Here is a 25,670-nt window from a genome sequence, read left to right on the forward strand (position 1 = left end):
ACAGGGCCCGGCGCGATGTCTCGGCCTGACCCCGGAGTCCGTGAGACGGACCAGAGGGGATCAGATGAAGAGCTTGGACCAGCGTGACCAGGAGTCGGCGGCGATGCGTCGCGCCCTGGAGCTGGCCGCTGCGATCGGCGCCCCGGGGCCGGCCACCTATCCGAACCCGCGGGTGGGCTGCGTACTCCTGAGCCCTGACGGGTCGACGGTCGCCGAGGGGTTCCATCGTGGCCCCGGCACCCCGCACGCCGAGGTCGACGCTCTTGCCAGGGCCGGAGACGCGGCGCGCGGTGCGACCGCTGTCGTGACGCTCGAGCCGTGCAACCACACCGGCCGCACCGGCCCGTGCGCGCAGGCGCTGATCGACGCCGGCGTCGCCCGCGTCGTCTACGCCCAGTCCGACCCCAACCCGGTCGCCGCGGGCGGCGCCGCGACGCTGAAGCAGGCCGGCATCGAGGTCGAGCAGGGCCTCTACGCGCCAGAGTCCCGTGCGCTCAACCTGGTCTGGACGCGGGCAGCGGAGCTGCAGCGTCCCTACGTCACCTGGAAGTTCGCGACCACGCTCGACGGCCGCAGCGCCGCAGCCGACGGCACCTCGCGCTGGGTCTCCTCGCGCGCCGCGCGGCTCGACACCCACAGGCTTCGGGCGCTGAGCGACACGATGCTGGTCGGGACGAACACGGTCGCGGTCGACGACCCCGCACTGACGGTCCGTGACGCGGGGGACCGGCCGCTCGGCGTACAGCCGCTGCGGGTCGTCATGGGGGAGCGCGACCTTCCCGAGGACCGCCGGATCTTCGACGACCAGGCGCCGTCGCTGCATCTGCGCACCCGCGACCCGCGCTCGGCGCTGGCCACGCTGTGGCAGCGCGAGCGCCGCCATGTCTTCCTCGAGGGCGGGCCGACCCTGGCCGCGGCGTTCCTGGAGGCGGGACTGGTCGACGAGATCGTCGTCTACGTCGCCCCGTTCCTGCTCGGCGCCGGCCGCTCGGCGGTCGCCGACCTCGGGATCACCACCATCTCGGACGCCTACCGGCCGCGAGTGCGCTCGGTCGACGTCCTCGCTCCCGCTGCCGAAGGCGAGGAGCCCAACGTGCGCTTCATCTTGGAACCGCACAGCTTGTTGGAACCACAGAAAGGGGAGCAGTGATGTTCACCGGGATTGTTGAGGAGCTCGGCACCGTCGCCGGGATCGAGGACCAGGGCGACGCCGTACGCCTCACCATCACGGCCGAGACGGTGCTGTCGGACGCCGAGCTGGGTGCCTCCATCGCGGTGAACGGCTGCTGCCTGACCGTCGCGACGCTCGGAGAGAAGGAGTGGACCGCCGACGTGATGCTGGAGACGCTCAAGCGCACCAGTCTGCACGCGATCGAGGTCGGTGACCAGGTCAACCTCGAGCGAGCCGTCACCCCGTCCACCCGGCTCGGCGGCCACATCGTCCAGGGCCACGTCGACGGCGTCGGACGCGTCGTCTCCCGCGAGCCCAGCGAGCACTGGGAGGTCGTCACCATCTCCATCGATCCGGAGCTCGCGCGCTATGTCGTCGAGAAGGGCTCGATCGCGGTGGACGGGATCAGCCTCACGGTCGTGTCCGTGACCGAGGACGCGTTCACGGTCAGCCTCATCCCCGAGACCCTGGCGCGTACGTCGCTCGGGTTCCGGGCCGTCGGCGACGAGGTCAACCTCGAGACCGACATCATCGCCAAGCACGTCGAGAAGCTTCTGGGAGGGGTGCGGTCATGACGCAGGAAGAACAGTACGCAGGGGTCCGGCTGGATCCGGTCGAGAACGCGATCGCCGACCTGGCGGCCGGGAAGCCGGTCGTGGTCGTCGACGACGAGGACCGGGAGAACGAGGGCGACCTGATCTTCTCCGCCGAGCTGGCCACCCCAGAGGTGATGGCCTTCGCGATCCGCTGGTCCTCCGGTGTGATCTGCGTGGCGCTGCCGGGGGAGCGGCTCGACGCTCTCGACCTGCCCCCGATGACTCGTGTCAACGAGGACCGGAAGCAGACCGCGTATGCCGTCTCGGTGGACGCGCGCGAGGGCGTCTCGACCGGTATCTCCGCGGCCGACCGGGCGCTCACCACACGCCTGCTCGCCGGGCCGGGCTCGGTGGCCGGTGACCTGACCCGTCCTGGCCACGTCTTCCCGCTGCGCGCGCGTGACGGGGGTGTGTTGGTGCGGGTGGGCCACACCGAGGCCGCCGTCGACCTGACCCGGCTGGCCGGCCTGGAGCCGGCCGGTGCGCTGGTCGAGCTGGTCAACGACGACGGCACGATGCAGCGCGCGCCGCAGCTGCGCGAGTTCGCCGACGAGCACGGTCTCGCGATGATCTCGATCGCCGACCTGGTCACCTACCGGCGGCGTACGGAGGTGCTGGTCGAGCGTCGCGCGGTGACGCGGCTGCCCACCGAGTTCGGCGAGTTCACGGCGTACGGCTATCTCACCACCGACGACGAGGTCGAGCACGTCGCGCTGGTCCACGGTGACATCGGCGGGAACGAGCCCGTGCTCGCCCGGGTGCACTCGGAGTGCTTGACCGGGGACGTCTTCGGGTCGAGGCGCTGCGACTGCGGGCCGCAGCTGCGGGAGGCGCTCGCGCGGATCGCGGACGCCGGGCGCGGCGTGGTGGTCTACCTGCGCGGCCACGAGGGCCGCGGGATCGGGCTGCTCGCCAAGCTGCAGGCCTACCAGCTCCAGGACGGCGGGCGGGACACCGTCGACGCCAACCTCGACCTCGGGCTGCCCGCCGACGCGCGGCACTACGGCGCCGCGTCGCAGATCCTGCGCGACCTCAAGGTCGACTCGGTGAAGCTGATGACCAACAACCCTGAGAAAGTGAGTCATCTGGAGGCGTACGGTGTCGAGGTCGCCGAGCGGGTTCCGCTCACTCCGCGGCCCAACGAGCACAACCTCGCCTACCTGCTGACCAAGCGTGACCGGATGGGCCACGCGCTGCCTGATCTGTCTGAGGAGAACCGATGAGCGAGCGCCAGCGAGCGACAATGGGCTTCACGCCGTCGCGTCCGTATTCTTTGCACTGCCCTACGGAGGTGGCGGCGTGAGTGGCAAAGGTGCCCCTAAGCCTGAGGTCGTCGACGCGAGCGACCTGAGGGTCGCCGTCGTGGCGTCACGCTGGCACGACGAGGTCATGGCCGGCCTGCTGAACGGCGCCGAGAGGGCACTCGAGGAGGCCTCCGTCGGCGGCCTGACCGTCGTCCGGGTGCCCGGCGCCTTCGAGCTCCCTGTCGCCGCGGCGGCGCTGGCCAAGTCCGGCTACGACGCCATCGTCGCGCTCGGGGTCGTCATCCGCGGCGGCACCCCGCACTTCGACTACGTCTGCTCGGCTGCCACCGACGGGCTGAACCGGATCGCGATCGACCACATCATCCCGGTCGGTTTCGGGCTGCTGACCTGCGACAACGAGGAGCAGGCGCTCGACCGGGCCGGGCTGGAGGGATCCAGCGAGGACAAGGGCTACGAGGCCGCCGCGGCCGCTATGGAGACCGCGCTCGCCCTGCGCGACTGCGTGCGCCACTACTGATCGCCGGCTGGCCACCTGTGCCGTCAGCGCCAGGTGGCCAGGGCGGGGTCGATGCCGTGGGCTCTCGCCGCTTCGTCGACGGTCTGACGGAACCAGCTCGCCAGACCGTCACGGATGCCGTCGTAGTGGGCCGCGAAGCCGGGGTCTGCCTCGAACATCCGGCCGAGGCAGACCTGCATCTGGCGGCTGATCGGGAAGAAGTTGCTGAAGATCTCCCGGTGACGCTCGGCGAGCCCGTTGGCCTCGGGGCTGCCGGGCCGTACGCCTCGCTCGAGCGCGACACCGAGATCCTGCTCGAGCGTCGACATCGCCTGGCTCAGGTCGCCCCACTCCTGCTTGGAGCGGAAGGCGGCACGCTCTGCGAACTGTGCCCATTGAGGTGAGTCGCCCCAGCGGGCACGAGCCTCGGCGTTCCTGGCGGGATCCCAGCCGGGACCGAACGTGGTCTCCTGCTCGTCGGGACTAAGCGGGATCCCGTGCTCGTGAGCCTCGGCCATCCTGGCCAGCCGGTCCTCGAGCCGTTGCAGGTCTGCGATCCGCGCGGCGAGCCGTTCGCGCTGCTCCTGCAGGGTGGCTCCGATCTCGGAGGCCGCATCGTCGAGTACGCCGCGGATCGCATCCAGCCCGAGGCCGGTCTCGCGGTAGGCGAGGATCCGGTTCAGTCGCTGCAGGTCGGCGTCGGTGTAGAGACGGTAGCCCGCCGGCGTACGAGCCGATGGTGTGGCCAGGCCGATCTCGTCCCAGTGGTGCAGCATCCGCACGGTCACGCCGATCAGCGCGGCGGTGTCGCCGACCGTCAGGCCGGTGTCATGCGGTCGCTCAGCCACGTACGACATTGTGCCCTCAGGACTCGCTCGGTGCCGGGATGCCCATCGCGCCGAGGTTGCGGGCTCCCTCGCTCGTCGCCTCGTACTGCTTTGCGGCCGTGAAGATCACCCGGGTGCGCTCGGGCGTGATCACCTCGATGTCGCGGGTGTTCCAATACGTGTCGCGTGGTCCTTCGACGTTGTCGGGAAGGATCGCCCGGCAGCTCTCTGCGATCTCCTCGATCTGGCTCATCACGCAGGAGAAGCTGACACTCGTCACCGGCGGCGCTGTCGGCTCGGTGAGCTCGGGCCCGGCGGGGACGAGCAGGACGTCCTGGAACATCCAGCGGCGCAGGTGCACCACCTGTCCAGGGACGCTGAACAGCTCGATGAACCCGAGCCCACGAATCCAGAAGTCCGTCGAGGCCGCCAGGTCGGTGCACGGCACCGTCAGGAACTGAGGCATCCCGTAGATCCCGCGAAACGGGTCTGGGGCCACCGCGTCGCGTCCCGGCTTCGGCACGGGGCTGACCTCGAATGCGTCGTAGTAGTCGCTCATGGGAGGAATCGTTCAGCCTCACGCCGCGTGAGGGTCAAGCCGACCGGCGATCAGGCGATGAGTCTCGCGACCAGGTCGCCCGGCCGGCGTACGCCCTGATCCTGCCTTGTCGACGTGCGCTCGACGACGAAACCGTGCTCGGCGAGCAGGTCTTCGAGCGCTTTTGCCGACCAGTAGTAGGCGGTGTGCACGGCGTGGTCGAACGCCTCGCCAGGCTCGCCGTCGAAGTAGCCGATCAGCGCCGACCCGCCGGGGGAGAGGACGCGGGCGAACTCGCTCAGGATGGCGGGGAGTTCGGCGGGAGGGGTGTGGATGATCGAGTACCACGCCAGGATGCCGCCGACCGACCGGTCCTCCAGCGGGATCGCGGCGAGGTCGGCCTGTTGGAAGGCGATGGCCCCGAAGCGCTCTTGTGCTGATGTGACGAACTCGGCGGAGGCATCCAGGCCGACTACTTCGCGTACGCCTTGGGTGGTGAGCTCTTGGCTCCAGTGGCCGGGGCCGCAGCCGGCGTCCAGGAGGCGGCCGGTCGTGGTGTCACGCCAGGTGGTGATCGTGTCGCGATCTTGTTCGGCGAGCTTGTCGATTGTTCCGAAGAGGTCGATGTATTCAGCTGCTCGGCTGTTGTAGGCGGCGGCGATGTTGTTGGTGGGCATCGGGGTGAGGGTAATGGGTTTTTCGCTCGCTGGCCGCCTTCGTATGGGAGGGGTGGATGTGTGTCCGTTTGGTCTCGTGTCTGGTTCCAGCACGGGTGGGGCCAATACGTTGTCTGGGTTGGGAGATTTAGAAGCAGGGTGTCTGGGCGGGTGCCATTTACCTGTCTTGCGGGCTTCCAGCAGCGGTTCGAGTTTGGGTTGGGATACCTGTCCCTGATCGGGTTCTCGACCTTTTTTCTTCCAGGTTTCGCGTGCTTCCGATCACATAATATGTTATGGTGGGGGTAGGCGTGAACGTGAAGGCCGACCACCTCGACAGAGGCGTGCCTCTCCGCCCGGGAGACAACGGGTGCGGGGTATTCCAGGGGATCCAGGGGCGTGAGCGCTGAGCTGCGAGGGTAAGTAATAGCCCGTGTTTGACGGGCCTCCGGGACCAGCGAACCAAAGCCGGATCTGCGTGTGCAGATCCTTTGAGTTCGTACGTCGGGAGGTGATCGTGATGACCGCACTGCAACAGCCGCAGCATCCTGTGCTGGAGGCCGTGGTCGCGATCACCGCCTCCCTGGACCAGGTCGCCGATGCGAATCCGTCGTTCATGGCGACCGATCAGAAGGCCGCCACTCTGATCGAGATCGCCCGGGCCAAAGCCCAGTTGGCGGAGCTCGAGCTGCGGGTGATGGCGACTGTTGATGATGTGGCGGCGGACAGCGCGGCTCGTGATGTGGCCGCGTGGCTGCATCACCACACCCACCAACGCCCCGAGGCCCTGCGAGCCGACCTACGGCTCGCGGCCGCACTGGACCGGACCTATGGCCGGGTCGCGGCCGCGATGCGCGCCGGGGACTGCAACCTCTCCCAAGCAGAGGTGATCGTCGCGGCGCTCGACGAACTGCCTGCCGGCCTTGACCCCGAGGTCAAGGACCGGGCCGAAGAGGCCCTGGTCGGGTACGCGACCCAGTTCGACCCCACCCGACTCCGCCGCCTCGGACGCCGCATCCTCGACCTCATCGCCCCCGAGATCGCCGAGGCCGAAGAAGCCAAACGCCTCGCGGCCGAGGAAGCCCACGCCCGCAAGAAGACCCGCCTAGCCATGCGCCGGCTCGGGGACGGAACCACCCGCATCTCCGCGGTCATCCCGGATGCAGTTGCGGACCGGCTGGCCACCAATCTGGAGGCCTTCGCCTCGCCGCGGCGCGATGACGGCACCCGCACCGACACAGGCGAATACCTGCCCTATGGCCGCAGGCTCGGACGAGCGTTCTGCCAGATGCTCGAGACCTTGGACCCGGCAAGGCTGCCCATCCATGGCGGGGACGCGACCACGGTGATCGTGACCATCGACCTCGACCAGCTCCGCACCGACGCCGGCATCGGCCAGATCGTGGGCGGCAGCCCGATCACCGCAGCCGAAGCCCGCCGCCTGGCCTGCACCGCGAACATCATCCCCGCCGTGCTCGGCGGTGCCTCCGAGGTTCTCGACCTCGGCCGCAAGGAACGCTTCTTCACCGCAGCTCAACGCCGAGCTCTCCTGCTCAGGTCTGCGACCTGTGAGGCCGAGGGCTGCGATATCCCCGGCACCTGGGCCGAAGCCCACCACTGGCTCGCCTGGGCACAAGGAGGCCAAACAGATCTCGAGAATGCCGCCCTGCTCTGTTCCCATCACCACCACCGCGCACATGACGCGGCGTACGTTCACGAACGCCTGCCCAACGGCGACATCCGCTTCGCCAGACGCAGATAGGCCCACCGATCGCGCCGAGGCGCAGAGTGGTTGCGTCTGTCTCGTGCCCGCTTCGTGGAAGCGGGTAGTGCTGGCATGCCGAACCGCCTAGAATTTGCGCATGCATGCAAATACGCAACCTCCGGTCTGGGGAGACGATGTCGTCACCCTCGCTGTCGAGGTGCTGAGGATGCTGGCTGATCCCACTCGCCTTCAGGTGGCGGGGCTGTTGCTGGACGAGGAGCGGTCGGTCTCGGAGCTTGCCGGCATCTTGGACAAGCCGGTGCCGGGGGTCTCGCAGCATCTGGCGAAGATGCGGATGGCGCGTCTGGTGACGACCCGCAAGGAGGGGACCTCGGTGCTCTATCGGGTCGAGAACGGACATGTGCGCCAGCTGGTCCTCGACACGATCGGTCACGTCGAGCATCTCTTGGACCAGGTCCCGGCGCATCATCGGTCCGCCGAGGAGCCGGCATGACCCATACGCTGCACGATCACTCACGCGACCATGCCCACGGCCACAGCCACGACCATCACCGCCACGACCATGCGCACATAGGCCGGTGGGCCAGGGTCCGGCATGCGGTCTCGGACGTGTTCGGGACGCACTCCCATGATGCGGCGGACCAGGTCGACGAAGCGCTCGAGGCCGACGTGCGTGGCCGGCGGGCGTTGTGGATCAGCCTTGGTGTCCTCGCCCTGACGGCCGCAGTCCAGGCGGTCGTCGTGGCTCTGACCGGGTCGGTGGCTCTGCTGGGCGACACGCTCCACAATGTCGCGGACGCGCTGACGGCGGTGCCGTTGCTCGTGGCGTTCTGGCTTGCCCGGCGTCCGGCGAACGACCGCTTCACCTATGGGTACGGTCGGGCCGAGGATCTCGCCGGTCTCTTCGTCGTCGCCATGATCGCGCTGTCCAGCATCTTGGCCGGCTGGGAGGCCATCGACCGGCTCTTCCATCCGCGCGAGGTCGAGCACGCCTGGGCGGTCGCCGCGGCCGGCGTGGTCGGGTTCTGTGGCAACGAGCTCGTCGCGCGCTACCGGATCCGGGTGGGGCGACAGATCGGCTCGGCGGCCCTGGTCGCGGACGGGCTCCACGCTCGTACGGACGGTTTCACCTCGCTGGCCGTCGTCTTGGGCGCTGTCGGGGTCGCGGCCGGGCTGCCTTGGGCCGACCCGCTGGTCGGGCTGCTGATCGCGGTCGCGATCCTCGGTGTGCTGCGCTCCGCGCTCAAGCAGGTCGGCGCGCGGTTGATGGACGCGGTCACCCCCGAGGACGTACGCAGGGCGAGGGCGGCGGTGAGCACCGTGGAAGGCGTCCTCGAGGTCCGCAGCCTGAGGCTGCGCTGGATCGGGCACACCCTCCATGCCGACGGCGACATCGTCGTGCCCTCGGACCTCCGTGTCTCCGCGGGTCATGACATCGCCCATCATGCCGAGGAGCACCTTCTGGAGGCGCTGCCCCGGCTCACCAGCGTCGTCCTGCACGTCAGCCCCGAAGGAACGCACTGACGGCTGCCTCTAGGCTCTGGCCTGATGAACATCTTCGAATTCGACGGTAAGAGTCCGCAGATCCACCCCGACGCCTGGGTGGCGCCGACGGCGACGTTGATCGGTGACGTACGCCTCGGGCCGGAGGCCAGCGTCTGGTACGGCGCCGTGCTGCGCGCCGACATCGGGCCGATCATCATCGGCGAGGGCTCCAACGTGCAGGACAACTCGGTGCTGCACGTACGTCCCGGCTCCTCCCTCGAGCTCGGGCCGCACAGCACGATCGCGCATGGTTGCGTGGTGCATGGGGACCGGATCGGGGCCGGGTCGCTGATCGGCAACGGGGCGGTCGTCTCCGACGGCGTGGTCATCGGCGACGGCTGCCTGATCGCCGCCGGCGCGATGGTGGTCGAGGGGACCGAGGTGCCCGACCACAGCCTGGTGATGGGTGTGCCGGCCAAGGTGCGCGGCACCATCGAGCCCGGCACCAACCCCGCGGCGATCCTGGAGCTCAACGCGCCGGGCTACGTGGCCCTCATGAAAGAGCACAGTATGAAGCTGCACCGCGCAACCGTACGCCCGATTCAACCCTGACCCTGAAGTTGAGGTTGAGGGTTGTCGAGGTTGAGGGTTACGCCGCGCCGCAGGCCACGCAGTGGAGCGAGCCGACCCGACGGTCGGCCTCGCAGGCCGAGCACGGGGCGATGGTCTCGCGGCCGCAGCCCTCGCAGTGCTTGCCGCGGACCGGGTAGCCGCAGTAGGGGCAGTCGCCCTTGCGTACGCGCATAGCGGGGATCCGCTTGGCGAGGAGTCGCTGGACGGCGACGAAGACACCGACGGTCGCCACCGCGCCGAACAGCGACAGGATGAGCGGGCCGAAGTCGGCGTACTCGAAGGTGTAGTGGAAGGCGAAGACCAAGGCCATGATCACCCCGGTCGCGGCGAGCGCGAAGCCGAGCGGGAGGAACCGGGAGCCGCTGCGGCGCAGCCGGTAGAGGACCCAGAAGCCGACCAGGCAGAGCAGGATGATGAAGCCGAGGCGGATCCCGATCTGGATCGCCTCGTGGCCGGGGATCTCGCACGGCATCACGCCGTCGTTGCACTTGTCCCACTCCATGTGGCGCGGCCACCAGCCGGCGACCTTGATGTAGAACCACACGGTGCCGACGAGCAGGAAGGCGGTCAGGGCGACCGCCAGGAACCGCTCGGTGCGGGTCGACTCGACCTCGTCGGCGGCGATCGGGGTCTTCATGGCGTGCTCCTGTGGGCTCTGGTGCGGGGGTGGAAGCCGACCTCGAGGCGGCAGTCGAGAGCGGCGGCCACCCGGAGGAGGGTGTCGATCTTGGGCGGACGGGACCCGGACTCCAGCCGCGCGATCGCCGACTGGGTCGTGCCGCAGAGCTCGGCGAGCTCGCGCTGGGACAGGCCCCGCGCGACCCGGTGCTCGGTGACCTGGGCGGCGATCCCGACGTAGAACGCGGTGTCCTCGTCGTCGGTGCTCATGATATCGAAGCTATCGCAGTTCTGCTATGGCTGTGCATAGCAGGCCTGCTATGGATTCGGTGAGACGATTCGGGAGCGGGGCAGCGTACGGCCTAGGCTTGACGCTTGTGAAGACGTTCGACGAGCTCTGGGCCGAGCTGAGCGAGAAGGCCCGGACCCGACCTGAAGGATCCGGCACCGTGGCGCAGCTCGACGCCGGGGTCCATGCGATCGGGAAGAAGCTGGTCGAGGAGGCCGCCGAGTCCTGGATGGCGGCCGAGTACGAGGGCAAGGAAGCAACCGCGGAGGAGATCTCCCAGCTGCTCTACCACGCCCAGGTGCTCATGCTCGCCAGCGGAATCTCGATCGACGACGTCTACTCACACCTCTGAGGAACTCCATGAACTCCGAAAGCCCCAGTCCGCAGGAAGCGACCCGCCCGCTGCGGATCGCGGTGCCCAACAAGGGCTCGCTGTCCACCTCCGCCTCCGAGCTGCTGCGCGAGGCGGGCTATCGCCAGCGCGACGACAGCAAGCGTCTGACCCTCATCGACGACGAGAACGGCGTCGAGTTCTTCTACCTGCGTCCGCGCGACATCGCGCTCTACGTCGGCGAGGGCACCCTCGACATCGGCATCACCGGCCGTGACCTGCTCCTGGACTCCGGCGCCAAGGCCGACGAGGTCATCGGGCTCGGCTTCGGCCGGTCCCGGTTCCACTTCGCCGGCCGCGCCGGCGCCTTCACCTCGGTCGAGGAGCTCCGCGGCAAGCGGATCGCGACCTCGTACGTCGGGGTCGTCTCCGACTTCCTCGAGCGCGAGGGGATCGATGCCAGCGTGACCCGCCTCGACGGCGCCGTGGAGACCTCCATCCAGCTCGGCGTCGCCGACGCCATCGCCGACGTGGTCGAGACCGGCTCGACGATGCGGCAGGCCGGCCTGGAGATCTTCGGCGAGCCGATCATGCGCTCCGAGGCCGTGGTGATCACCCGGTCGGGCGCGCAGCTGCCGGCGGAGTACGAGACGTTCAAGCGCCGTCTGGACGGCGTCCTGATCGCGCGCAGCTACGTGATGATGGACTACGACATCCGTGCCGAGTTCCTCGCCGAGGCCTCCGCGATGACCCCCGGTCTCGAGGGACCGACGGTCAGCCCGCTGCACCGCGAGGGGTGGGTCGCCGTCCGCGCGATGGTGCCGCGGGCGGGGTCGCAGAAGCTGATGGACGACCTCTACGCCGTGGGTGCCCGAGCCATTCTGCTGACGGAGATCAATGCCTGCCGGATCTGACCCTGCCGAGCCTGACCCTGACCGGACGGCCCTGCCGGTGACACTTCCGCACACCTGGCGTCCGCTCGGTGTCCGCGTGATGGCCTGGTTCCTCGTCGCCGCGCTCGGAGTGATGTGCACGCTGGTCTGGGTCGGCTTCACGCCCGAGATCAAGGCCCAGGTCACCATGTTCGAGCGACTGACCTTCGGGGCTGTGGGGCTCGGGATCGTCGTCTGTGTGCACGCGCTGACCCGGTCGCGAGTGGTCGCCCATGAGGGCGGCCTCACCGTCGTCAACGGCTACAAGCGTCGTGATCTGGAGTGGGCCGAGATCCTCGCGATCAACTTCCCCCGAGGTGCGCCGTGGCCCAACATCGATCTGGCCTCCGGTCACAACATCTCCGTCCACGGGATCCAGGCCTCCGACGGCGGCTCGTCGAAGAAAGCCGTGCGTACACTGCGGACGCTGGTCGACGAGCTCTCCTGATCGGCGGAGATGACCGGTCGGCGAACCGCGCACGACGCTTCACCCAATCCTGACCAGAACGGCTGACCTGCGGCGACGGCTGGCCTAGCGTGCTTTCCGTGACCTCTACGTCGTGGACTCGCCTCGCTGCTCCTGGCCTCACCCTGGGCGCCGTCATCGCACTCGCAACGCTGGCTCCGGCCGAGGCCGCGCCGGTGCACCCCGTCGGCACCTGGGGTGCCTCGGCCGACATGGTGGGCGGTGCGGTCGGCACCGTCGGTCTGGTGGACCGGTCGGTGCGCAACCTGGTGCACAACTCGCTGGGTGGCTCCGGCGTACGCATCACCCTCTCCAACGTGTTCGGCGACCGCCCGGTGACCTTCGCCTCGGCACACCTCGGTCTGGCCGGGGACGGGGCCGCGGTGGTGCCCGGCACGAACCGGCCGGTGACCTTCGGGGGCGCCGACGAGGTCACCGTCGCCCCGGGCACCGAGGTGCTCAGCGACCCGGTCGACGCGACGGTGCCGGCCGATACGACCCTCGCGGTGAGCTTCCACGTCGTCGGCGAGAGCGGCCCGATCACCGGGCACGACGTGGCCACGCAGACCTCCTACGTCTCCGGGACGGCCGGCGACGACGTGGCCGGCCAGGAGTCGGGCACGTCGTTCACGACGCAGATCTCCAGCTGGTACTGGGTCGAGAGCGTCGTCGTCGAGAAGCCCCGCCGGGTCAGGACCGCGGTGCTCTTCGGCGACTCGATCACCGACGGCAACGGCTCCACGGTCGGAGCCAACCGGCGCTACCCCGACGTGCTGGCCGACCGGGTGGCGACGAGCCGGTTCGCCGGCCGGTTCGGGGTGATGAACGAGGGTATCTCCGCCAACCGCGTCCTGGCCGACAGCTCCGGCGGGGAGCGTGCTCTGGACCGCTTCCGCCGAGATGTGCTCGAGCAGCCCGGGGTCGCCACGGTCGTGGTGCTGGCGGGCATCAACGACATCCGCTGGGACCAGGCCGACGAGGCCTCCGACCTGATCGTCGCCTACCGCGACCTGATCGCGCAGGCGCACGCGGAGGACGTCTGCGTCGTGGGCGCGACCCTGACGCCGTACGAGGGTGGCAGCCGCTACACCCCCGCGCGCGACCGGATCCGGGCCGCGGTCAACGACTGGATCAGGACCTCCGGTGAGTTCGACGGTGTCGCCGACTTCGACGCCGCCACCCGTGACCCGGCTCGGCCGGCACGGTTCCTTCCCGCGTACGACTCCGGGGACCATCTCCACCCCGGCGACGCCGGCTATGCGGCGATGGCAGAGGCGGTCGACCTGTCGTTGCTGGACTGCGACCGCTGAGCGGTCAGCGCCGCCCGACGAGCACGCAGAGCGTGATCGCCGACAGTGCCAGCGAGATGGTGGCGCCGGCCGCGTTGGGGGCGAACAATGCCGGGATGCTGACCAGCCCGGCGATGTCGAAGCCGCGGACGGCATTGGTGAACAGCGTGACCGGCATGGCGCCCATCGGGGTCGAGACCATCGCCGAGGCGTAGTCCGGAGGTGGCGCGGCCAGCCACCGGGTCAGCGCCGCCAGCGCGCCGAGTCCGACAGCGGGTGCCAGGAGCGGGTGCGGGAGCGCCCACAGAGAGCCCAGGCCGTACGCGAGCAGCAGCGCCATCGGCACCACGAGCGCGCCGGCCCTCAGCTGCCAGGACCGGGCGCCCAGCAGCCGGACCAGGCCGCCCGAGCGGGACAGCACCCGCAGGCCGGCACCGAGCGGGACGGCCGCCCAGAACCCGAGCACCACCATCACCGGCACCATCAGGGCACCGGCCCCGGCCTCGGCGAGCGCGTACGCCGGCACGACCGCTGCCGCCAGGACCAGCACGCGCACTGGTGCCCGGCGCAGCCTGATGAGATCAGCGGTGACCAGTGCGAGCGGCCCCCGCGGTCCCCACGGACGGCGGGACCGGACGACAGCGCGCTGCCTGCTGGTGTGCTGCAGGACGACATCGTAGGCCAGAGCGGTGTCGAGGCCGGCGAGCGCACCGGAGAGGCCGTTGGCCAACCCGTGCCCGCGGGTCAGCTCGCGGCGCCGTAGGCGCCCGAGACGACGGTGGCCGAGCGCAGCCACCGAGCCCGCGAGAGGCGTCAGCGCGGCGGGCGCCAGCCACCACCACGCGCTGGCGGGTGGCGCGAACCCGCTCGTGATCCCGGCTGCCACCCCGGCCAGAGCGGCGAGGGCAGCGAGCGCGGCGATCGGACCGATCATCCGCCAGGCCGAACGGGTTCGGGACTGGGCGACGGCGCCGCCTGCGTACGTCATCGACCCGAGCGCCGCGGCGGCGAGCGCCAGGGCGCCGACGGTCGTCAGCGCCCACCCGGCCGTGACGGCGGCGAGGGCCGCCGGGACCGCCGCGGTCGCAGCAGCGAGAAGCACCATCGCCCAGTACTGCCGCCACAGCCACCGGCCGCGGTCCACCGGCGTCGAGAGCACCATCGCCGAGGTCGCCGGAGACGACATGAGCGGCCCCAGGAGCCGCAGCACCGCGGCGCCCAGCGCCAGCCAGATCAAGACGACGAGCACCGGCCCCGCGGTGCGCGTGCCGACGCAGGTCTCGCTCGCGCAGACGGCGACAGCCTGCCCGGCGTTGACGACCGCGCTCACCAGCCCCGAGCCGAAGATGAGGACCGTGAGCAGAGCGAGGTACGCCTGGTAGAGGATCTCTCCCCACGGCGCCGTGACCCGCCCGCGACGCCAGGATCGGATCAGCCCGCGGATCTCGGCGGGTGTCGGCGGGAGGGTGCTGGCGTCCACGCCCCGGTGGGTGCTCATTCGGTGATCATTCGGCGCTGGCCGGGGAGCCGAGGCGGACGACCTCGTCGGCCACGGCCTCGATGAGCGCCGGCTGATGGCTGGCGAACAGGATCCCGACCCCAGCCTCCTTCTCGCGCGCGAGCAGCCCGGCGAGCCAGAGCGCGCCGTCGGCGTCGAGCCGCTGCTCGGGCTCGTCGAGCAGGAGGAGCCGACGCGGCCGCACCAGCATCGAGGCGAGGCCGAGCCGCTGGCGCTGCCCCGAGGAGAGCGATCCGGGCAGCTGGCTCGCCTGGCCGGTCAGGCCCACCTCGTCGAGCACACGGTCGACGGTGCCCGTCGGATCCTCGACCCGATGGGCGTGCGCGACGAGGTCGAGGTGCTCGACCACCGCGAGGTCGGGGAAGAGATCCAGGTCGTCGAGGAGCGTAGCGACGTCGCGGCGGACCCGCGCGGACCGCTCGTCGTAGGACTCGTCATCGAGCAGGACCTCGCCGGCCGTCGGCTGATCGGCACCGGCGACGCACCGCAGCAGGGTCGACTTGCCCGACCCGTTCGCGCCGGTGAGCGCGATCGCCTGACCGGGCTCGAGGACGAGGTCGATCCCGTCGAGGACCGCGTTCTCCCCGTAGGTCCTGCTGAGCCCGGAGACTTTCAGCAAGGTCATCGGAGCGCGGTGATGCCCCAGGAGACCTCGAGACGCTCGTCGGGAGCGAGCTCGATCAGGTCGGTGCCCGAGTTGAAAGCGTCCGGGGGAGCGGTCATCGGCTCGACCGCGAGGCTGCCTCGCGCGGGTGACTGGTCGTCGGCGCTGTAGACCATCAGCCACGGGTGGCGCTCGTCGACCCAGAGCTCGACGCCACCGTCCGGTCCTTGGATGGTGACCCTTGCCCGCCCGTCATCGTCGCGGTCGAGATCGGTGAAGGCGTGGTCGAGCACGACGTCGCCGATGGTCTTGGCGGAGGTGAAGTCGTAGGCCGTCGACGCTGTCGCCTCGCTCGCCGTGGGCAGCTTGCGCTCGGGATCCGACAGCACGCGGGTGCGGGCCGGGAGGGTGAGGGTCCAGGCGTCGACCGGGCCGGCGCCGACGGCGAGATACGGGTGGGCACCGGAGGCGTACGGCGCAGGGGAGTCGGCGTGGTTGGTCGCGGACTGGGTCACCGTGAGGCCGTCGGGCCCGATCGCGTACGTCACCTCCAGGTCGAGCGTCCAGGGGTAGCCGCTCTGCGCCATCAGCCGGGTCGCGAGGGTGACCGAGCTCTTGGACTCCTCGATGGGCAGCCACTGCGCCCACCGCACCAGCCCGTGGGAGGCGTTGTTGCGCGAGGCCTCGGTGAGCCCGAGCTGGTAGCTCTTCCCGGCGAACTCGTAGCGGCCGTCGCGGATCCGGTTGGGCCACGGCGCCAGCAGCTGTCCCTTGCCACCGCTGGACTGCTCGTCGTCGCCGAAACCGGCGACCAGCTCCCGCCCCTCGTAGGACAGCAGCCGCAGCGCGCCACCACTCTCCGTCACCGTCGCGGTGTAGCCCCCGCCGTCGATCGTGAACTGCTCTCCACTCGGTCTAAGCACGTACACAGGCTATCCAGGGGCCGGAGCCGTCCCGGTCGACGGGCCGGGCTAGGTCGCCACGATGATGTCGGCGCGGGCGGCGGTCTGGTCGCGGGCGAAGTGTTCGGTCTCGGCCGCCGCCCAGGCTTCCCAGTGGGGCGCGAAGGTGTCGCCGTCGCGGTCGATGCCGCGTCGCCGTCGCTCGTCCTCGGGCGCGTCGACCCAGGCGAGGGCGGTGCGGAAGCCGTCGTATGCGGCGGCGCCGCTGCCGACGCCCTCGATGACGAGCAGCGGGCTCGGTGGGACCAGCACGGTCTCGGCGAGCTCGCGTGCGTGCCAGTCGTAACGGCGGTAGGAGCCCGGGGCACCCTCGACGAGGGGGAGCAGGATCGTCTCGAGCTGGGCGATGCCCTCGGCGAGACCCTCCCAGCCGGCGTACAGGTCGTCCATGTGGACCACCGGCGCCTGCGTCATGTCGGCCAGGGCGGTGGCCAGCGTCGTCTTCCCGGAGCCGGCGGGGCCGTCGACGCAGATCAGCCGGCCCGGGCCGAGGGTGGCCGGGCGGCTCATCGCGATCATCAGCAGATCGGCGGAGGGGGAGTCGGTCAACTCAGGAGATGCCGTATTTCTTCAAGATGTCGTTGACGTCGGCCAAGTCGTCGTCGTCCTCGTCGACCACCGGGCTCTTGGCCGTCCTCGGAGCGGCGACCGGGGCCGGGCCGGCCGATCCGGCGGGTGCGGCACCGGCCGTCCCCTTCCGAGCCGCACGGCTCGGCTTCTCCTTGGTGGGCAGGAAGCGGGCGAGGAAGATGAGCAGGATCGCGAGCGCGGCGATGCCGAACCCGATCCAGACCGTCGGGCTGAAGACCAGGCGCGCGGCCCAGTCGGCGATCGCGTCCACGATCCTGCCGCCGGCGCGCAGGAGGCCGGTCAGATAGGCCGCCGGGGCGAGCAGCGTCCACCCCAGCGCCTTCACGCCGGCTCCGAGGCCACGCCGTCGGAGCGCGACCCAGGTCCAGATCGCGCCCAGAATGGTGAGCGCGGCAGCTAGTGCGAGGTAGGCGCCTTGGTCCATACCTGCAGTCTTCCACTCTCCTGGTCGTCTGACACCCGGACTGTCCCTGATGTCGGCCCTGATGTTCCTCTGCGGTTCAATGGGGGCGATGAACGAGAAGCGACTCCTCGGCACCGCGTTCCCCGGTGACACCGGAGAGACCAGCTCCGAGGTCGAGGCCGTGCTGAGGTCGTACGCCGCGGGTCAGGCCACGCATGCCGACGTGCTCACCACCTTGGCCGCTGCCCGCGTCCTGGTGCCCGTCGTCGCCGTGCTGGGCGAGGTCGAGGTCGACGAGGCCGGTCTGGCCCACGACAAGACCTCCGACATGGCCACCGTGCTGCTCACCGGGGCCGACGGGCGACAGGCGCTGCTCGGGTTCACCGGCCTGGCGCCGCTGCGGGCGTGGCAGGCCGATGCGCGGCCGGTGCCGGTCGGGTTGCGCGACGCCGCCCAGGCCGCTGTCCACGACGGGGCTGATGCCCTCGTGCTCGATCTCGCCGGGCCGGTCCCGTTCGCGATCGAGGGGGACGACCTGCGCAAGGTGGCCGAGGGCTGGCAGCTGGCGATGGTCGGGCAGCGTACGGCCTGGGTGCGCCCCTGAGGGGCTGACCGACGCCCGGAGCGCTCCGGGGATTGGTCCGGTGCGGAATGTTGCAGTAATGTTCCGTGTTGACCGATCAGACCGACGTACGCCGTCGTTCTGATCCAACAAGCGGAGATCACGAAAGCGTTCTCCCACCCGCATCGACCGCAAGCAACAAAGGTCGTCGGGTCCGGTCCCGAAGAAGATGTCCCAGGAAACTGATGGGTCAGAGGATTCGGTGGTGCGAGCCCTGCTCGGGTGAGCGTCCTGACTGGCTTCCGCTTGTGACAATCAAGCGGAAGCCTTTTTTGATTTCCGGACCGCCCGTGCACGCGGCCCGGAGACCGAGATCCAGAGCCTCCGCAGCCACAACAACTGGAGGACACATCAGCACTGAGCTTCGTATCAACGATCGGATCCGGGTTCCCGAGGTCCGCCTCGTTGGTCCCAACGGAGAGACGGTCGGCATCGTGCCGACCCCTGACGCGCTGCGCCTGGCCCAGGAGGCCGACCTCGACCTGGTCGAGATCGCCCCGCAGGGCAAGCCGCCGGTCTGCAAGCTCATGGACTACGGGAAGTTCAAGTACGAGAACGCCCAGAAGGCCCGTGAAACCCGTCGAAACCAGACGAACGTCATCATCAAGGAGATGAAGCTTCGTCCGAAGATCGACAAGCACGACTACGAGACCAAGAAGGGTCACGTAGTGCGGTTCCTCAACGCCGGGGACAAGGTCAAGATCACGATCATGTTCCGCGGTCGTGAGCAGCACCGTCCCGAGCTCGGTTTCCGCCTGCTGCAGCAGCTGGCCGACGACGTCGCGGAGCTGGGCTTCGTCGAGTCCTCGCCGAAGCAGGACGGCCGCAACATGATCATGGTGCTCGGGCCGCACAAGAAGAAGGCCGACGCCAAGGTCGAGGCCAAGGAGGCCAAGGAGGAGAAGGCCGCCGAGCGCGCCGCCGACGAGGCCGCCGAGAAGGCGGAGCGTACGGCCGCGAACGCTGCCCGTCCGGTCTCCGCCCCGAAGGCCAAGCGCCGCTCGGAGAACCTCGACCCCGACATCGACGTCTGAGCCTCCCTGGCCCAGCAAGAGACTTCCGCCGCCGCGGCGCCCCGTGACCGGCCGGACGACGAGAGAGAGAAGAACATGCCGAAGAACAAGACCCACTCCGGTTCCAAGAAGCGCTTCAAGGTGACCGGTTCCGGGAAGATCCAGCGCCTGCAGGCCGGCCGCAAGTCCGGCGCTGCGTTCGCCTCTGCGCCGACGACCGGTTCGCGCAAGAAGCACCGTCGCAACGCTGGCTTGGTGGAGCTCGCTCCCGCCGACGTCAAGCGCGCGAAGAGGCTTCTCGGTCGCTGACCGTCTGATCACCCGAACTTTCCCCAAAGCATTCAAGGAGCATTGAAATGGCACGCGTCAAGCGCGCAGTGAACGCTGCGAAGAAGCGTCGCACCACCCTCGAGCGGGCCTCCGGTTACCGTGGCCAGCGCTCGCGCCTCTACCGCAAGGCGAAGGAGCAGGTCACTCACTCCCTGGTCTACGCCTACAACGACCGCCGCAAGAACAAGGGCAACTTCCGCAAGCTGTGGATCCAGCGGATCAACGCGGCTGCGCGTGCGGAGGGCATGACCTACAACCGCTTCATCCAGGGTCTCCACCTGGCCGGCATCGAGGTCGACCGCAAGATCCTCGCCGACCTCGCCGTCAACGACGTGGCCGCGTTCAACGCGATCGTCGCCCAGGCCAAGGCTGCGCTGCCTGAGGACGTCAACGCCCCGGCGAACGCCTGAGTCATATGACGCCTCTGTCTGCGGCGAACGCCCGCGTCAAAGAGGCTCGCAAGTTGAGCCGCCGCTCGGTACGCACCGAGCGGCGGCTCTTCGTTGCCGACGGCCCGAAGGCGGTCGAGGGTGCGCTCGGTGTCCCGGGCTGTGTGCAGGAGATCTTCGCGACCGAAGCCGGAGCCGAGGCGTACGCCTCGGTACTGGCCGACCAGCCGGTCACGCTCGTCGATGACCGAGCGATGGCGGGGCTCTCCGACTCGGTCACCCCGGCCGGGGTGGTGGCACTGTGCCGTTTCCTGGACGTTCCGCTCGCCGACATCTCCGGCCCGCTCGTGGTGGTCTGTGCCGACGTACGCGACCCCGGCAACGCCGGCACCGTCATCCGGTGCGCCGACGCGGCCGGTGCCTCCGGGGTCATCCTCGCGGGCGACTCGGTCGACCTCTACAACCCCAAGACCATCCGAGCCTCGGTCGGCTCCGCGTTCCACCTCCCGGTCGCCATCGAGCGCGACCCACTGGCGGCGGTCAAGGCCGCCAAGGCCGCGGGCCTGACCGTCCTGGCCGCCGACATGCACGGCACGGCCGATCTCTTCACCGCCGACGAGCTCCTCGCCCGACCCACTGCCTGGCTGATGGGCAACGAGGCCTGGGGTATCCCGGCCGAGCTCGCCGCCGAGGCCGACGAGATCGTGAGCATCCCGATCTTCGGCAAGGCCGAGTCGCTCAACCTCTCCACCGCTGCCGCGCTCTGTCTCTACGCCTCGGCGCGGGCTCAGCGCCGGTGAATGCTCACCGAGGTGACTCGGTGAGCATCCCGCCCTCTCCGGCACGCCGAGGCGTCACTCCCGTCGGCCGAAGCGTCACTCTCACTGGCCGAGGCGTCGCTCGCGTCGGCCGAGTGGGCACTTCGGTGACGTCTCGGCCGACGTACGTGACGTCTCGGCCGACGTGCGTGACGTCTCGGCCGACGTACGTGACGCTTCGGCGGGGCTTGACCTTCAACTCGCGTGAAGGACGATGGTTGCAGGCATGGATGAGCCACTGTTGACGATCGGGGCGTTCGCACGGGCCGTGGGCCTGACCGCGAGCGCGCTGCGTCACTACGACGAGTGCGGGTTGCTGGTGCCGGCGGAGGTCGACACCGGGACGGGCTATCGCTACTACACGCCCGAGCTCGCCGACCGGGCTCGGCTGATCGTCGGCATGCGCGAGGCGGGAGTCCCGATCGAGACGATGCGGGTGGTCCTCGACTCGCCGACTGGTGAGGCCAGGGCCGCACTGGCGGAGTTCCTCGAGGACCAGAGTGCACGCACGGCGCGGGCCGAGGAGGCCGTACGCGGCGTCCTGGCCGCCGTCGACGCCGGGCCTGCCGCTAGGCCGGCGCTCGTCGAGCTCCCCGGTCCCGTGCTGGCAGCGGCGATCCGTCAGGTGCGGCACGCAGCCGAGTCCGATCCGGCCTCCGAGCTCGCCTCGGTCCTTGTCGACGTCGGGGGCGCCGGCGTCGACGTGGTGGCCACCAACCGCTACTGGATGGCGGTTCGATCACTGCCAGCAGCTGCGGAAGGCGACGGTGGTCGAGCGGTGCTGGCCCTGCCCGATGCCGTGGCACTGGCCGACCGGCTCGACGCGATCACCACGGCCGAGCTCCACATCGCCGACGGCACCCTGACGCTCGTCGGACAGGAGCTGGGTCGCGACACCACCTACCCGGCCCACCGGCTCGTGCTCGGCGGGCTCGAGCCTGCCTCCACCCGCGCAGTCCTCACCAAGGCCGACCTGCTCGCCGGCCTCGATGCGGCCGCCTACGCCGAGGTCGACCTCTTCCTCGGCGAGCAGACACGTCTTCGCTCGCCGAGCACTGCCGAGCAGATCGACGTACGCGGCGTGGTGACCGGCCCGCCGATCCGGCTCCGGCTCGGCACGGCCCTGTTCGGGCGCGCGCTGGTTGCGTCCCTGGGGGAGGAGGTGCAGCTGGCGGTGACCGCGCCCGACCGGCCGATGGTGCTCACCTCGCCGTACCAGCCCGGTTTCACCGCGTTGGTCATGCCTGTGCGCCACGACCCCGCCGGCTGAGATGAACGTGTATAGACCGGCTCGGGGGTTCCGCCTCTGGCTGGCGGCATCGACCGCGTCCGTCTTCGGTGACTCGGTGACCTTCTTCGCGATCGGCTGGGCCGCGGCGGGCTTCGGCGCCGACGCGGCCAGCCTGGTGCTGACCGTCGAGGGCATCCCGCTCGCGGTGCTGGTGCTCGCTGGGGGAGTGCTCGCCGACCGGATCGGTATCCGGCGCACGATGGCCGCGTGCGATGCCGCGATGGTGCTGCTCATGGTTGCGTTCGCCTTCGGTGCGATCGGTGGCGCCGAGCTGTGGCTGCTGGTCGGGGTCGGCGCCCTGTCGGGCACGATCCAGGCGCTTCGCCGACCCGCTGAGGGGGTCTTCCCGCGGTTGTTCGGCACCGAGCATCTGGACCGGAGGATGGCTCTAGTCGGCTCGGCCCACCAGGTCGCTCGCGCCGCGGGGCCCGCGGTCGGCGGCTTCCTGATCGGCCACGGCGGTCTGCCGTTGACCGCCGGCCTGGACGCCGCGACCTTCGCACTCGTGCTCGTCGCGCTGCTGGCGATCCGCCCGCCGCACGAGCCGACCCCCGACCCTGACCATGGCTCGGTCTGGCACAGCCTGACCGACGGTGCCAGGACGGCGGTGCGTACGCCCGGGGTCGTCCCTGTTCTGGTCGCCATCACCGGCCTCGCCGCGACGGTGCTCCCGCTGGTGATGCTCGCGCTGCCGCTCGCCGGTCGCGAGCGTGGTTGGACGGCGGCCCAGACCGGGCTCGTCTCCGGCGCCTGGGTGGCCGGGGGACTGGTGGTGACCCTCGCGGTGGCTCGCTGGGGTGCCCCGCGCGCGCCCGTCGCGGTCGCCGGCCCGGCGCTGGCGGCCGGCGGGGTGCTCCTGCTGGCGGTGCGTACGGAGATCTGGGCAGGGATCCTCGCGATCGGCCTCGTCGGCGTCGGCACCACCATGCTGACCACGTACCTCTTCCCGGCCTACGTCGCGCGCACCCCGCCGGAGATGCTCGCCCGGTTCTCGAGCCTGACCCAGCTGGCCCAGACGGGACCGGTCCTGCTGGCGACACCGCTGCTCGGAGTGGCGGCCGGGGTCGACGTACGGCTGGCTCTTGCCGTCATCGCCGCACTGCTCCTGGCCACCGTGCCGGCGGCTGTCCGGGTCGCGCGGTTGCCTCAGCCCGGCGATCTCGCGGGGATCAGCGGGTAACGGACACCGCCCGCCGGGGATACCCGTGGGGGTCTGATACACGAAAGGCAAACCTGTTTCACTCGGATGCGGAAGCTCTCCAGGCGTTGCGAAGGAGCACGGCATGACGAACCTGAGCAGACGAAGGCTGCTGGCCTCGAGCGGTGCGGCTGCCGCGGGCGCAACCCTCCCGCTGTGGACGTGGTCGCCGAGTGCCTCGATCGCGGGCACGGGAGCGGGCCTCGACCCCGATCACGTCTGGGACGTCCGCGCCGATCCGGTCATCGAGCGCCTCTACGGCGAGGGGATCGACAAGGTCGCCGAGGTCAACGAGATCCTGAAAAGCTGGACCACCAACGACCAGCCGCTTCCCGGTGGTCTGCCGGGCTACCTGGTCGACTTCATCGAGGAGGCGCGCCGGCTCCCGGCCTGGGCCGACCAGGGGAAGCTGAAGCTGGCCGGCACGTTCAACGAGGAGAAGTACGGCTTCTTCCTCGCTCTCCTCTACACCCTCGGCAGCGGCCTGATCAGCTGCGCGATCAAGCGCGAGGCCTGGTCGGTCTACTACTCCTACGGCGGGTCCGACATGCGCGACCGGATCGCCAAGACGACCGTGCTCGGCTACGACGTGATGGACGCCCAGGGCTGGACCGCATCGGGCCGGCTCATGGTGAACTCGGTCAAGACCAGGATGGTCCACGCCGCGGTGCGTCATCTCCTGCCGCAGTCTCCCCACTGGTCGAGCGTCGGTGCCGGGCAGAAGATCCCGATCAGCCAGGCCGACATCCTGGTCACCTTCCACAGCCTTGGCACCTGGGTGATGAAGAAGTTCACCGAGTGGAACATCGAGCCGACCCAGGAGCTCGCCGACGCGTTCCTGCACGCCTGGAACGTCGACCTCCACCTCCTCGGCGTGCAGGAGCAGTATCTGCCGAAGGACTGGTCCGCGGCGTACTCACAGTACGACCAGGTGATGGGCCCGGCGACCGGCGGCACGCGGGAGGGCGTCGAGCTCGCCCAGGCACTGCTCGACTCGGTGATCGGCGAGGGCAACCCGCTGCTGCGCCACGAGCTGGAGTCGCTGGGGCGGTACGTGATCGGGGATGCGTACGCCGACATGATCGGCTTCGACAAGGACCCGCTGCTCGCGTCGCTGTGGGCGACCACGGTGCCGCTGCTGGTGACCTCCTACCAGAGCACCGTCCCCAACATCCCGATCGTCTCCAACCTGCTCCCGGAGGCAGTGCACACCTTCATCAAGATCTACTTCTCGCCCGGAGACCCGGCGCCGATCACGCTGCCGTTGGGCAATCGGCCGCAGTAGCGCCCGGACGCCGTGGGCGGTCTAGTGGCGCGTCCCGGAAGTTCCTAGGCGCTTCGCGCCGCCATGGCACGCACCCTTCGACAAGCTCAGGACATCGCCTCGCGGCGTTGGCGCCGCTCGGAAGACGCCCGGTATGACTTCGCGACGCCGGCCTTGCGATGCACGCACCCTGACGACGCCAAGCATCCAGGAACTTCCAGGACGCACCACTAGGGTATCGGCGTGGACGCCAGAGAACTCGCCGATGCCCTGCCCGACGGTGTCGTCGTCGCCGATGCGGCCGGAGCGGTCGTCCTGGTCTCCGCCCTGGCCGGGCGGATGCTCGGCGTGGACCCGGGCGCGAGCCTGGGGCGGCCGCTGGGCGACGTACTCACCCTGAGCAACACCGAAGGGCAGACCTGGGCCGAGGCCAACCGGCCCTACGACACCTTGCGGACCGTCACCGGCACCCCCGAGCAGGCCTGGCTGCTGCCGGACGGCACCGAGGTGCTGGTCGTCTCGACGATCCGGCGCCCGTCCCTGAATGTGCCGGTCGACCAGGTCGCGATCTCGCTGCGCTCGGGCAGGGGCCGCAAGCGCCTGGACCGCGAGCGGTCCGACCTGGTCGCCACCGTCGCCCACGAGCTGCGCTCGCCGCTGACCGGGGTCAAGGGGTTCGTCCAGGCGCTCCTGAACCGGTGGGACAAGCTCAACGACGATCAGAAGAAGCTGATGCTCAAGACGGTCGCCTCCGACTCCGACCGGCTCTCGAGGCTGATCGCCGAGCTCCTCGACGTCGCCCGGATCGACACCGGTCGGCTGCAGCTCTATCCGCGCGCCAGCGACGCGACCGTGCTGGTCACCCGGGTGGTCGAGTCGGTGCGGTCGGCCACCTCGCGGCCGATCGAGCTCCATGTCGAGGGCGGCATCGACGGCGGCATCGAGGGCGGCATCGACGGCGGGATCGACGGCGCGGCCGAGGACGAGCTGGAGATCCACGCCGACCCGGACAAGTTCACCCAGGTCGTCACCAACCTCGTCGAGAACGCCGTACGCCACGGTGACGGTGTCGTCACCGTGAGCCTGAGTGCGTCGCCGGACGACCCCGCCCAGGTCCTGCTGGTCGTCGAGGACCACGGTGAGGGCATCCCTGCCGAGCTCCGCCAGCGCGTGTTCACGAAGTTCTGGAAGCACGGTGCCCGCGGCGGCTCCGGCCTGGGGCTCTACATCGTCGGCGGCCTCACCCACGCCCACGGTGGCACGGTCAGGATCGCTGACGCCGACAGCGGCGGCGCCCGGATCGAGGTCACCTGGCCCAGGGAGCAGCCCGCCACCTGAGACTGAGACC

31 protein-coding genes are annotated in these 25,670 nt (G+C 69.9%); 21 read left to right on the forward strand and 10 right to left on the reverse strand.

What is annotated here, in order from left to right:
- Positions 1–73: 73 nt before the first annotated feature.
- From ribD to ribH, 4 genes are all read left to right on the forward strand, one after another.
- Positions 74–1,150, forward strand: coding sequence for a bifunctional diaminohydroxyphosphoribosylaminopyrimidine deaminase/5-amino-6-(5-phosphoribosylamino)uracil reductase RibD (ribD, locus tag BJ988_RS09010; RefSeq protein ID WP_425490918.1), 1,077 nt, complete (start codon positions 74–76; stop codon positions 1,148–1,150).
- A complete protein-coding gene (locus tag BJ988_RS09015) occupies positions 1,150–1,746 on the forward strand; it encodes a riboflavin synthase (protein WP_179657683.1) in 597 nt (198 codons plus the stop codon). Before ribD ends, BJ988_RS09015 begins: the two co-directional genes overlap by 1 nt.
- Entirely contained in the window at positions 1,743–2,990 is a 1,248-nt protein-coding gene (locus tag BJ988_RS09020; protein ID WP_179657684.1) for a bifunctional 3,4-dihydroxy-2-butanone-4-phosphate synthase/GTP cyclohydrolase II, read from the forward strand. The genes BJ988_RS09015 and BJ988_RS09020 overlap by 4 nt, the downstream gene beginning before the upstream one ends.
- 76 nt (positions 2,991–3,066) lie before the next feature.
- Positions 3,067–3,549: a 6,7-dimethyl-8-ribityllumazine synthase gene (gene ribH / locus BJ988_RS09025; protein WP_179657685.1), complete on the forward strand. Its 483-nt coding sequence runs from the start codon at positions 3,067–3,069 to the stop codon at positions 3,547–3,549.
- 23 nt (positions 3,550–3,572) lie between these two features.
- On the opposite strand, the gene BJ988_RS09030 is transcribed toward ribH, so the two are convergent.
- Genes BJ988_RS09030 through BJ988_RS09040 form a run of 3 tightly spaced genes read right to left on the reverse strand, consistent with a single transcriptional unit; the run spans position 3,573 to position 5,570 of the window.
- Positions 3,573–4,376, reverse strand: coding sequence for a TipAS antibiotic-recognition domain-containing protein (locus BJ988_RS09030; RefSeq protein ID WP_218860696.1), 804 nt, complete (start codon positions 4,374–4,376; stop codon positions 3,573–3,575).
- A 16-nt stretch (positions 4,377–4,392) separates the two neighbouring features.
- Positions 4,393–4,914, reverse strand: a complete 522-nt coding sequence (locus BJ988_RS09035; RefSeq protein WP_179657687.1) for a VOC family protein — start codon at positions 4,912–4,914, stop codon at positions 4,393–4,395.
- Between the two features lie 50 nt (positions 4,915–4,964).
- Complete coding sequence (locus BJ988_RS09040; protein ID WP_179657688.1) at positions 4,965–5,570, reverse strand: class I SAM-dependent methyltransferase; 606 nt, start codon at positions 5,568–5,570, stop codon at positions 4,965–4,967.
- Between the two features lie 499 nt (positions 5,571–6,069).
- Between BJ988_RS09040 and BJ988_RS09045 the strand changes: the two genes are divergently transcribed.
- From BJ988_RS09045 to BJ988_RS09060, 4 genes are all read left to right on the forward strand, one after another.
- Entirely contained in the window at positions 6,070–7,311 is a 1,242-nt protein-coding gene (locus BJ988_RS09045) for an HNH endonuclease signature motif containing protein (RefSeq protein WP_179657689.1), read from the forward strand.
- Between the two features lie 100 nt (positions 7,312–7,411).
- Complete coding sequence (locus BJ988_RS09050) at positions 7,412–7,768, forward strand: ArsR/SmtB family transcription factor (protein ID WP_179657690.1); 357 nt, start codon at positions 7,412–7,414, stop codon at positions 7,766–7,768.
- Positions 7,765–8,799 carry a cation diffusion facilitator family transporter gene (locus BJ988_RS09055; protein WP_179657691.1) on the forward strand — a complete coding sequence of 345 codons (1,035 nt, stop codon included), beginning with the start codon at positions 7,765–7,767 and terminating at the stop codon, positions 8,797–8,799. Before BJ988_RS09050 ends, BJ988_RS09055 begins: the two co-directional genes overlap by 4 nt.
- Before the next feature lie 24 nt (positions 8,800–8,823).
- The gene (locus BJ988_RS09060; RefSeq protein WP_179657692.1) at positions 8,824–9,372 is read left to right on the forward strand and encodes a gamma carbonic anhydrase family protein; all 549 of its coding nucleotides are present in this window, start codon (positions 8,824–8,826) and stop codon (positions 9,370–9,372) included.
- A 37-nt stretch (positions 9,373–9,409) separates the two neighbouring features.
- Here the strand turns inward: BJ988_RS09060 and BJ988_RS09065 are convergent, their stop codons facing one another.
- Both BJ988_RS09065 and BJ988_RS09070 read right to left on the reverse strand, forming a co-directional pair.
- Positions 9,410–10,030 carry a hypothetical protein gene (locus tag BJ988_RS09065; RefSeq protein WP_179657693.1) on the reverse strand — a complete coding sequence of 207 codons (621 nt, stop codon included), beginning with the start codon at positions 10,028–10,030 and terminating at the stop codon, positions 9,410–9,412.
- Positions 10,027–10,281 carry a helix-turn-helix domain-containing protein gene (locus tag BJ988_RS09070; protein ID WP_160023855.1) on the reverse strand — a complete coding sequence of 85 codons (255 nt, stop codon included), beginning with the start codon at positions 10,279–10,281 and terminating at the stop codon, positions 10,027–10,029. Before BJ988_RS09070 ends, BJ988_RS09065 begins: the two co-directional genes overlap by 4 nt.
- 50 nt (positions 10,282–10,331) lie before the next feature.
- Here BJ988_RS09070 and BJ988_RS09075 point away from each other — a divergent pair, with 50 nt between their 5' ends.
- The 4 genes from BJ988_RS09075 to BJ988_RS09090 all read left to right on the forward strand — a co-directional run bounded on the left by BJ988_RS09075 (position 10,332) and on the right by BJ988_RS09090 (position 13,339).
- Complete coding sequence (locus tag BJ988_RS09075) at positions 10,332–10,652, forward strand: phosphoribosyl-ATP diphosphatase (protein ID WP_218860697.1); 321 nt, start codon at positions 10,332–10,334, stop codon at positions 10,650–10,652.
- Positions 10,653–10,660: 8 nt separating this feature from the next.
- Positions 10,661–11,545, forward strand: coding sequence for an ATP phosphoribosyltransferase (hisG, locus tag BJ988_RS09080; RefSeq protein ID WP_179657694.1), 885 nt, complete (start codon positions 10,661–10,663; stop codon positions 11,543–11,545).
- A complete protein-coding gene (locus BJ988_RS09085; protein ID WP_179657695.1) occupies positions 11,529–12,011 on the forward strand; it encodes a PH domain-containing protein in 483 nt (160 codons plus the stop codon). The genes hisG and BJ988_RS09085 overlap by 17 nt, the downstream gene beginning before the upstream one ends.
- A gap of 98 nt (positions 12,012–12,109) precedes the next feature.
- A complete protein-coding gene (locus BJ988_RS09090) occupies positions 12,110–13,339 on the forward strand; it encodes an SGNH/GDSL hydrolase family protein (RefSeq protein WP_343051541.1) in 1,230 nt (409 codons plus the stop codon).
- A 4-nt stretch (positions 13,340–13,343) separates the two neighbouring features.
- Here BJ988_RS09090 and BJ988_RS09095 read toward each other — a convergent pair whose 3' ends face one another.
- From BJ988_RS09095 to BJ988_RS09115, 5 genes are read right to left on the reverse strand one after another with little or no spacing between them, the layout of a single operon-like run.
- Positions 13,344–14,816: a DUF6297 family protein gene (locus BJ988_RS09095; RefSeq protein ID WP_179657696.1), complete on the reverse strand. Its 1,473-nt coding sequence runs from the start codon at positions 14,814–14,816 to the stop codon at positions 13,344–13,346.
- 7 nt (positions 14,817–14,823) lie between these two features.
- The gene (locus tag BJ988_RS09100) at positions 14,824–15,462 is read right to left on the reverse strand and encodes an ABC transporter ATP-binding protein (protein ID WP_179657697.1); all 639 of its coding nucleotides are present in this window, start codon (positions 15,460–15,462) and stop codon (positions 14,824–14,826) included.
- Positions 15,459–16,364: an aldose epimerase family protein gene (locus tag BJ988_RS09105; RefSeq protein ID WP_179657698.1), complete on the reverse strand. Its 906-nt coding sequence runs from the start codon at positions 16,362–16,364 to the stop codon at positions 15,459–15,461. The genes BJ988_RS09100 and BJ988_RS09105 overlap by 4 nt, the downstream gene beginning before the upstream one ends.
- Positions 16,365–16,412: 48 nt before the next feature.
- A complete protein-coding gene (locus BJ988_RS09110) occupies positions 16,413–16,952 on the reverse strand; it encodes a nucleoside/nucleotide kinase family protein (protein ID WP_246321446.1) in 540 nt (179 codons plus the stop codon).
- A 1-nt stretch (position 16,953) separates the two neighbouring features.
- A complete protein-coding gene (locus BJ988_RS09115; RefSeq protein WP_179657699.1) occupies positions 16,954–17,418 on the reverse strand; it encodes a hypothetical protein in 465 nt (154 codons plus the stop codon).
- Positions 17,419–17,506: 88 nt separating this feature from the next.
- Between BJ988_RS09115 and BJ988_RS09120 the strand changes: the two genes are divergently transcribed.
- The 9 genes from BJ988_RS09120 to BJ988_RS09160 all read left to right on the forward strand — a co-directional run bounded on the left by BJ988_RS09120 (position 17,507) and on the right by BJ988_RS09160 (position 25,660).
- Complete coding sequence (locus BJ988_RS09120) at positions 17,507–18,001, forward strand: SseB family protein (protein ID WP_246321447.1); 495 nt, start codon at positions 17,507–17,509, stop codon at positions 17,999–18,001.
- Positions 18,002–18,309: 308 nt separating this feature from the next.
- Positions 18,310–19,053: a translation initiation factor IF-3 gene (gene infC / locus BJ988_RS09125; RefSeq protein WP_343051542.1), complete on the forward strand. Its 744-nt coding sequence runs from the start codon at positions 18,310–18,312 to the stop codon at positions 19,051–19,053.
- Between the two features lie 75 nt (positions 19,054–19,128).
- The gene (locus BJ988_RS09130; protein WP_179657702.1) at positions 19,129–19,341 is read left to right on the forward strand and encodes a large ribosomal subunit protein bL35; all 213 of its coding nucleotides are present in this window, start codon (positions 19,129–19,131) and stop codon (positions 19,339–19,341) included.
- A 47-nt stretch (positions 19,342–19,388) separates the two neighbouring features.
- Positions 19,389–19,772: a 50S ribosomal protein L20 gene (gene rplT / locus BJ988_RS09135; protein ID WP_179657703.1), complete on the forward strand. Its 384-nt coding sequence runs from the start codon at positions 19,389–19,391 to the stop codon at positions 19,770–19,772.
- 5 nt (positions 19,773–19,777) lie between these two features.
- Positions 19,778–20,551: a TrmH family RNA methyltransferase gene (locus BJ988_RS09140; protein ID WP_179657704.1), complete on the forward strand. Its 774-nt coding sequence runs from the start codon at positions 19,778–19,780 to the stop codon at positions 20,549–20,551.
- Between the two features lie 244 nt (positions 20,552–20,795).
- Positions 20,796–21,839 (forward strand): MerR family transcriptional regulator, encoded by a 1,044-nt coding sequence (locus BJ988_RS09145; protein WP_179657705.1) that lies wholly within the window; start codon positions 20,796–20,798, stop codon positions 21,837–21,839.
- Between the two features lies 1 nt (position 21,840).
- On the forward strand, positions 21,841–23,040 hold the full coding sequence (locus BJ988_RS09150) for an MFS transporter (protein WP_179657706.1): 1,200 nt from the start codon (positions 21,841–21,843) through the stop codon (positions 23,038–23,040).
- A 103-nt stretch (positions 23,041–23,143) separates the two neighbouring features.
- Positions 23,144–24,343: an oxygenase MpaB family protein gene (locus BJ988_RS09155; RefSeq protein ID WP_179657707.1), complete on the forward strand. Its 1,200-nt coding sequence runs from the start codon at positions 23,144–23,146 to the stop codon at positions 24,341–24,343.
- Positions 24,344–24,565: 222 nt separating this feature from the next.
- Positions 24,566–25,660, forward strand: a complete 1,095-nt coding sequence (locus BJ988_RS09160; protein ID WP_179657708.1) for an ATP-binding protein — start codon at positions 24,566–24,568, stop codon at positions 25,658–25,660.
- Positions 25,661–25,670: the final 10 nt, after the last annotated feature.

Source organism: Nocardioides panzhihuensis (assembly GCF_013408335.1).
Taxonomy (GTDB): domain Bacteria; phylum Actinomycetota; class Actinomycetes; order Propionibacteriales; family Nocardioidaceae; genus Nocardioides; species Nocardioides panzhihuensis.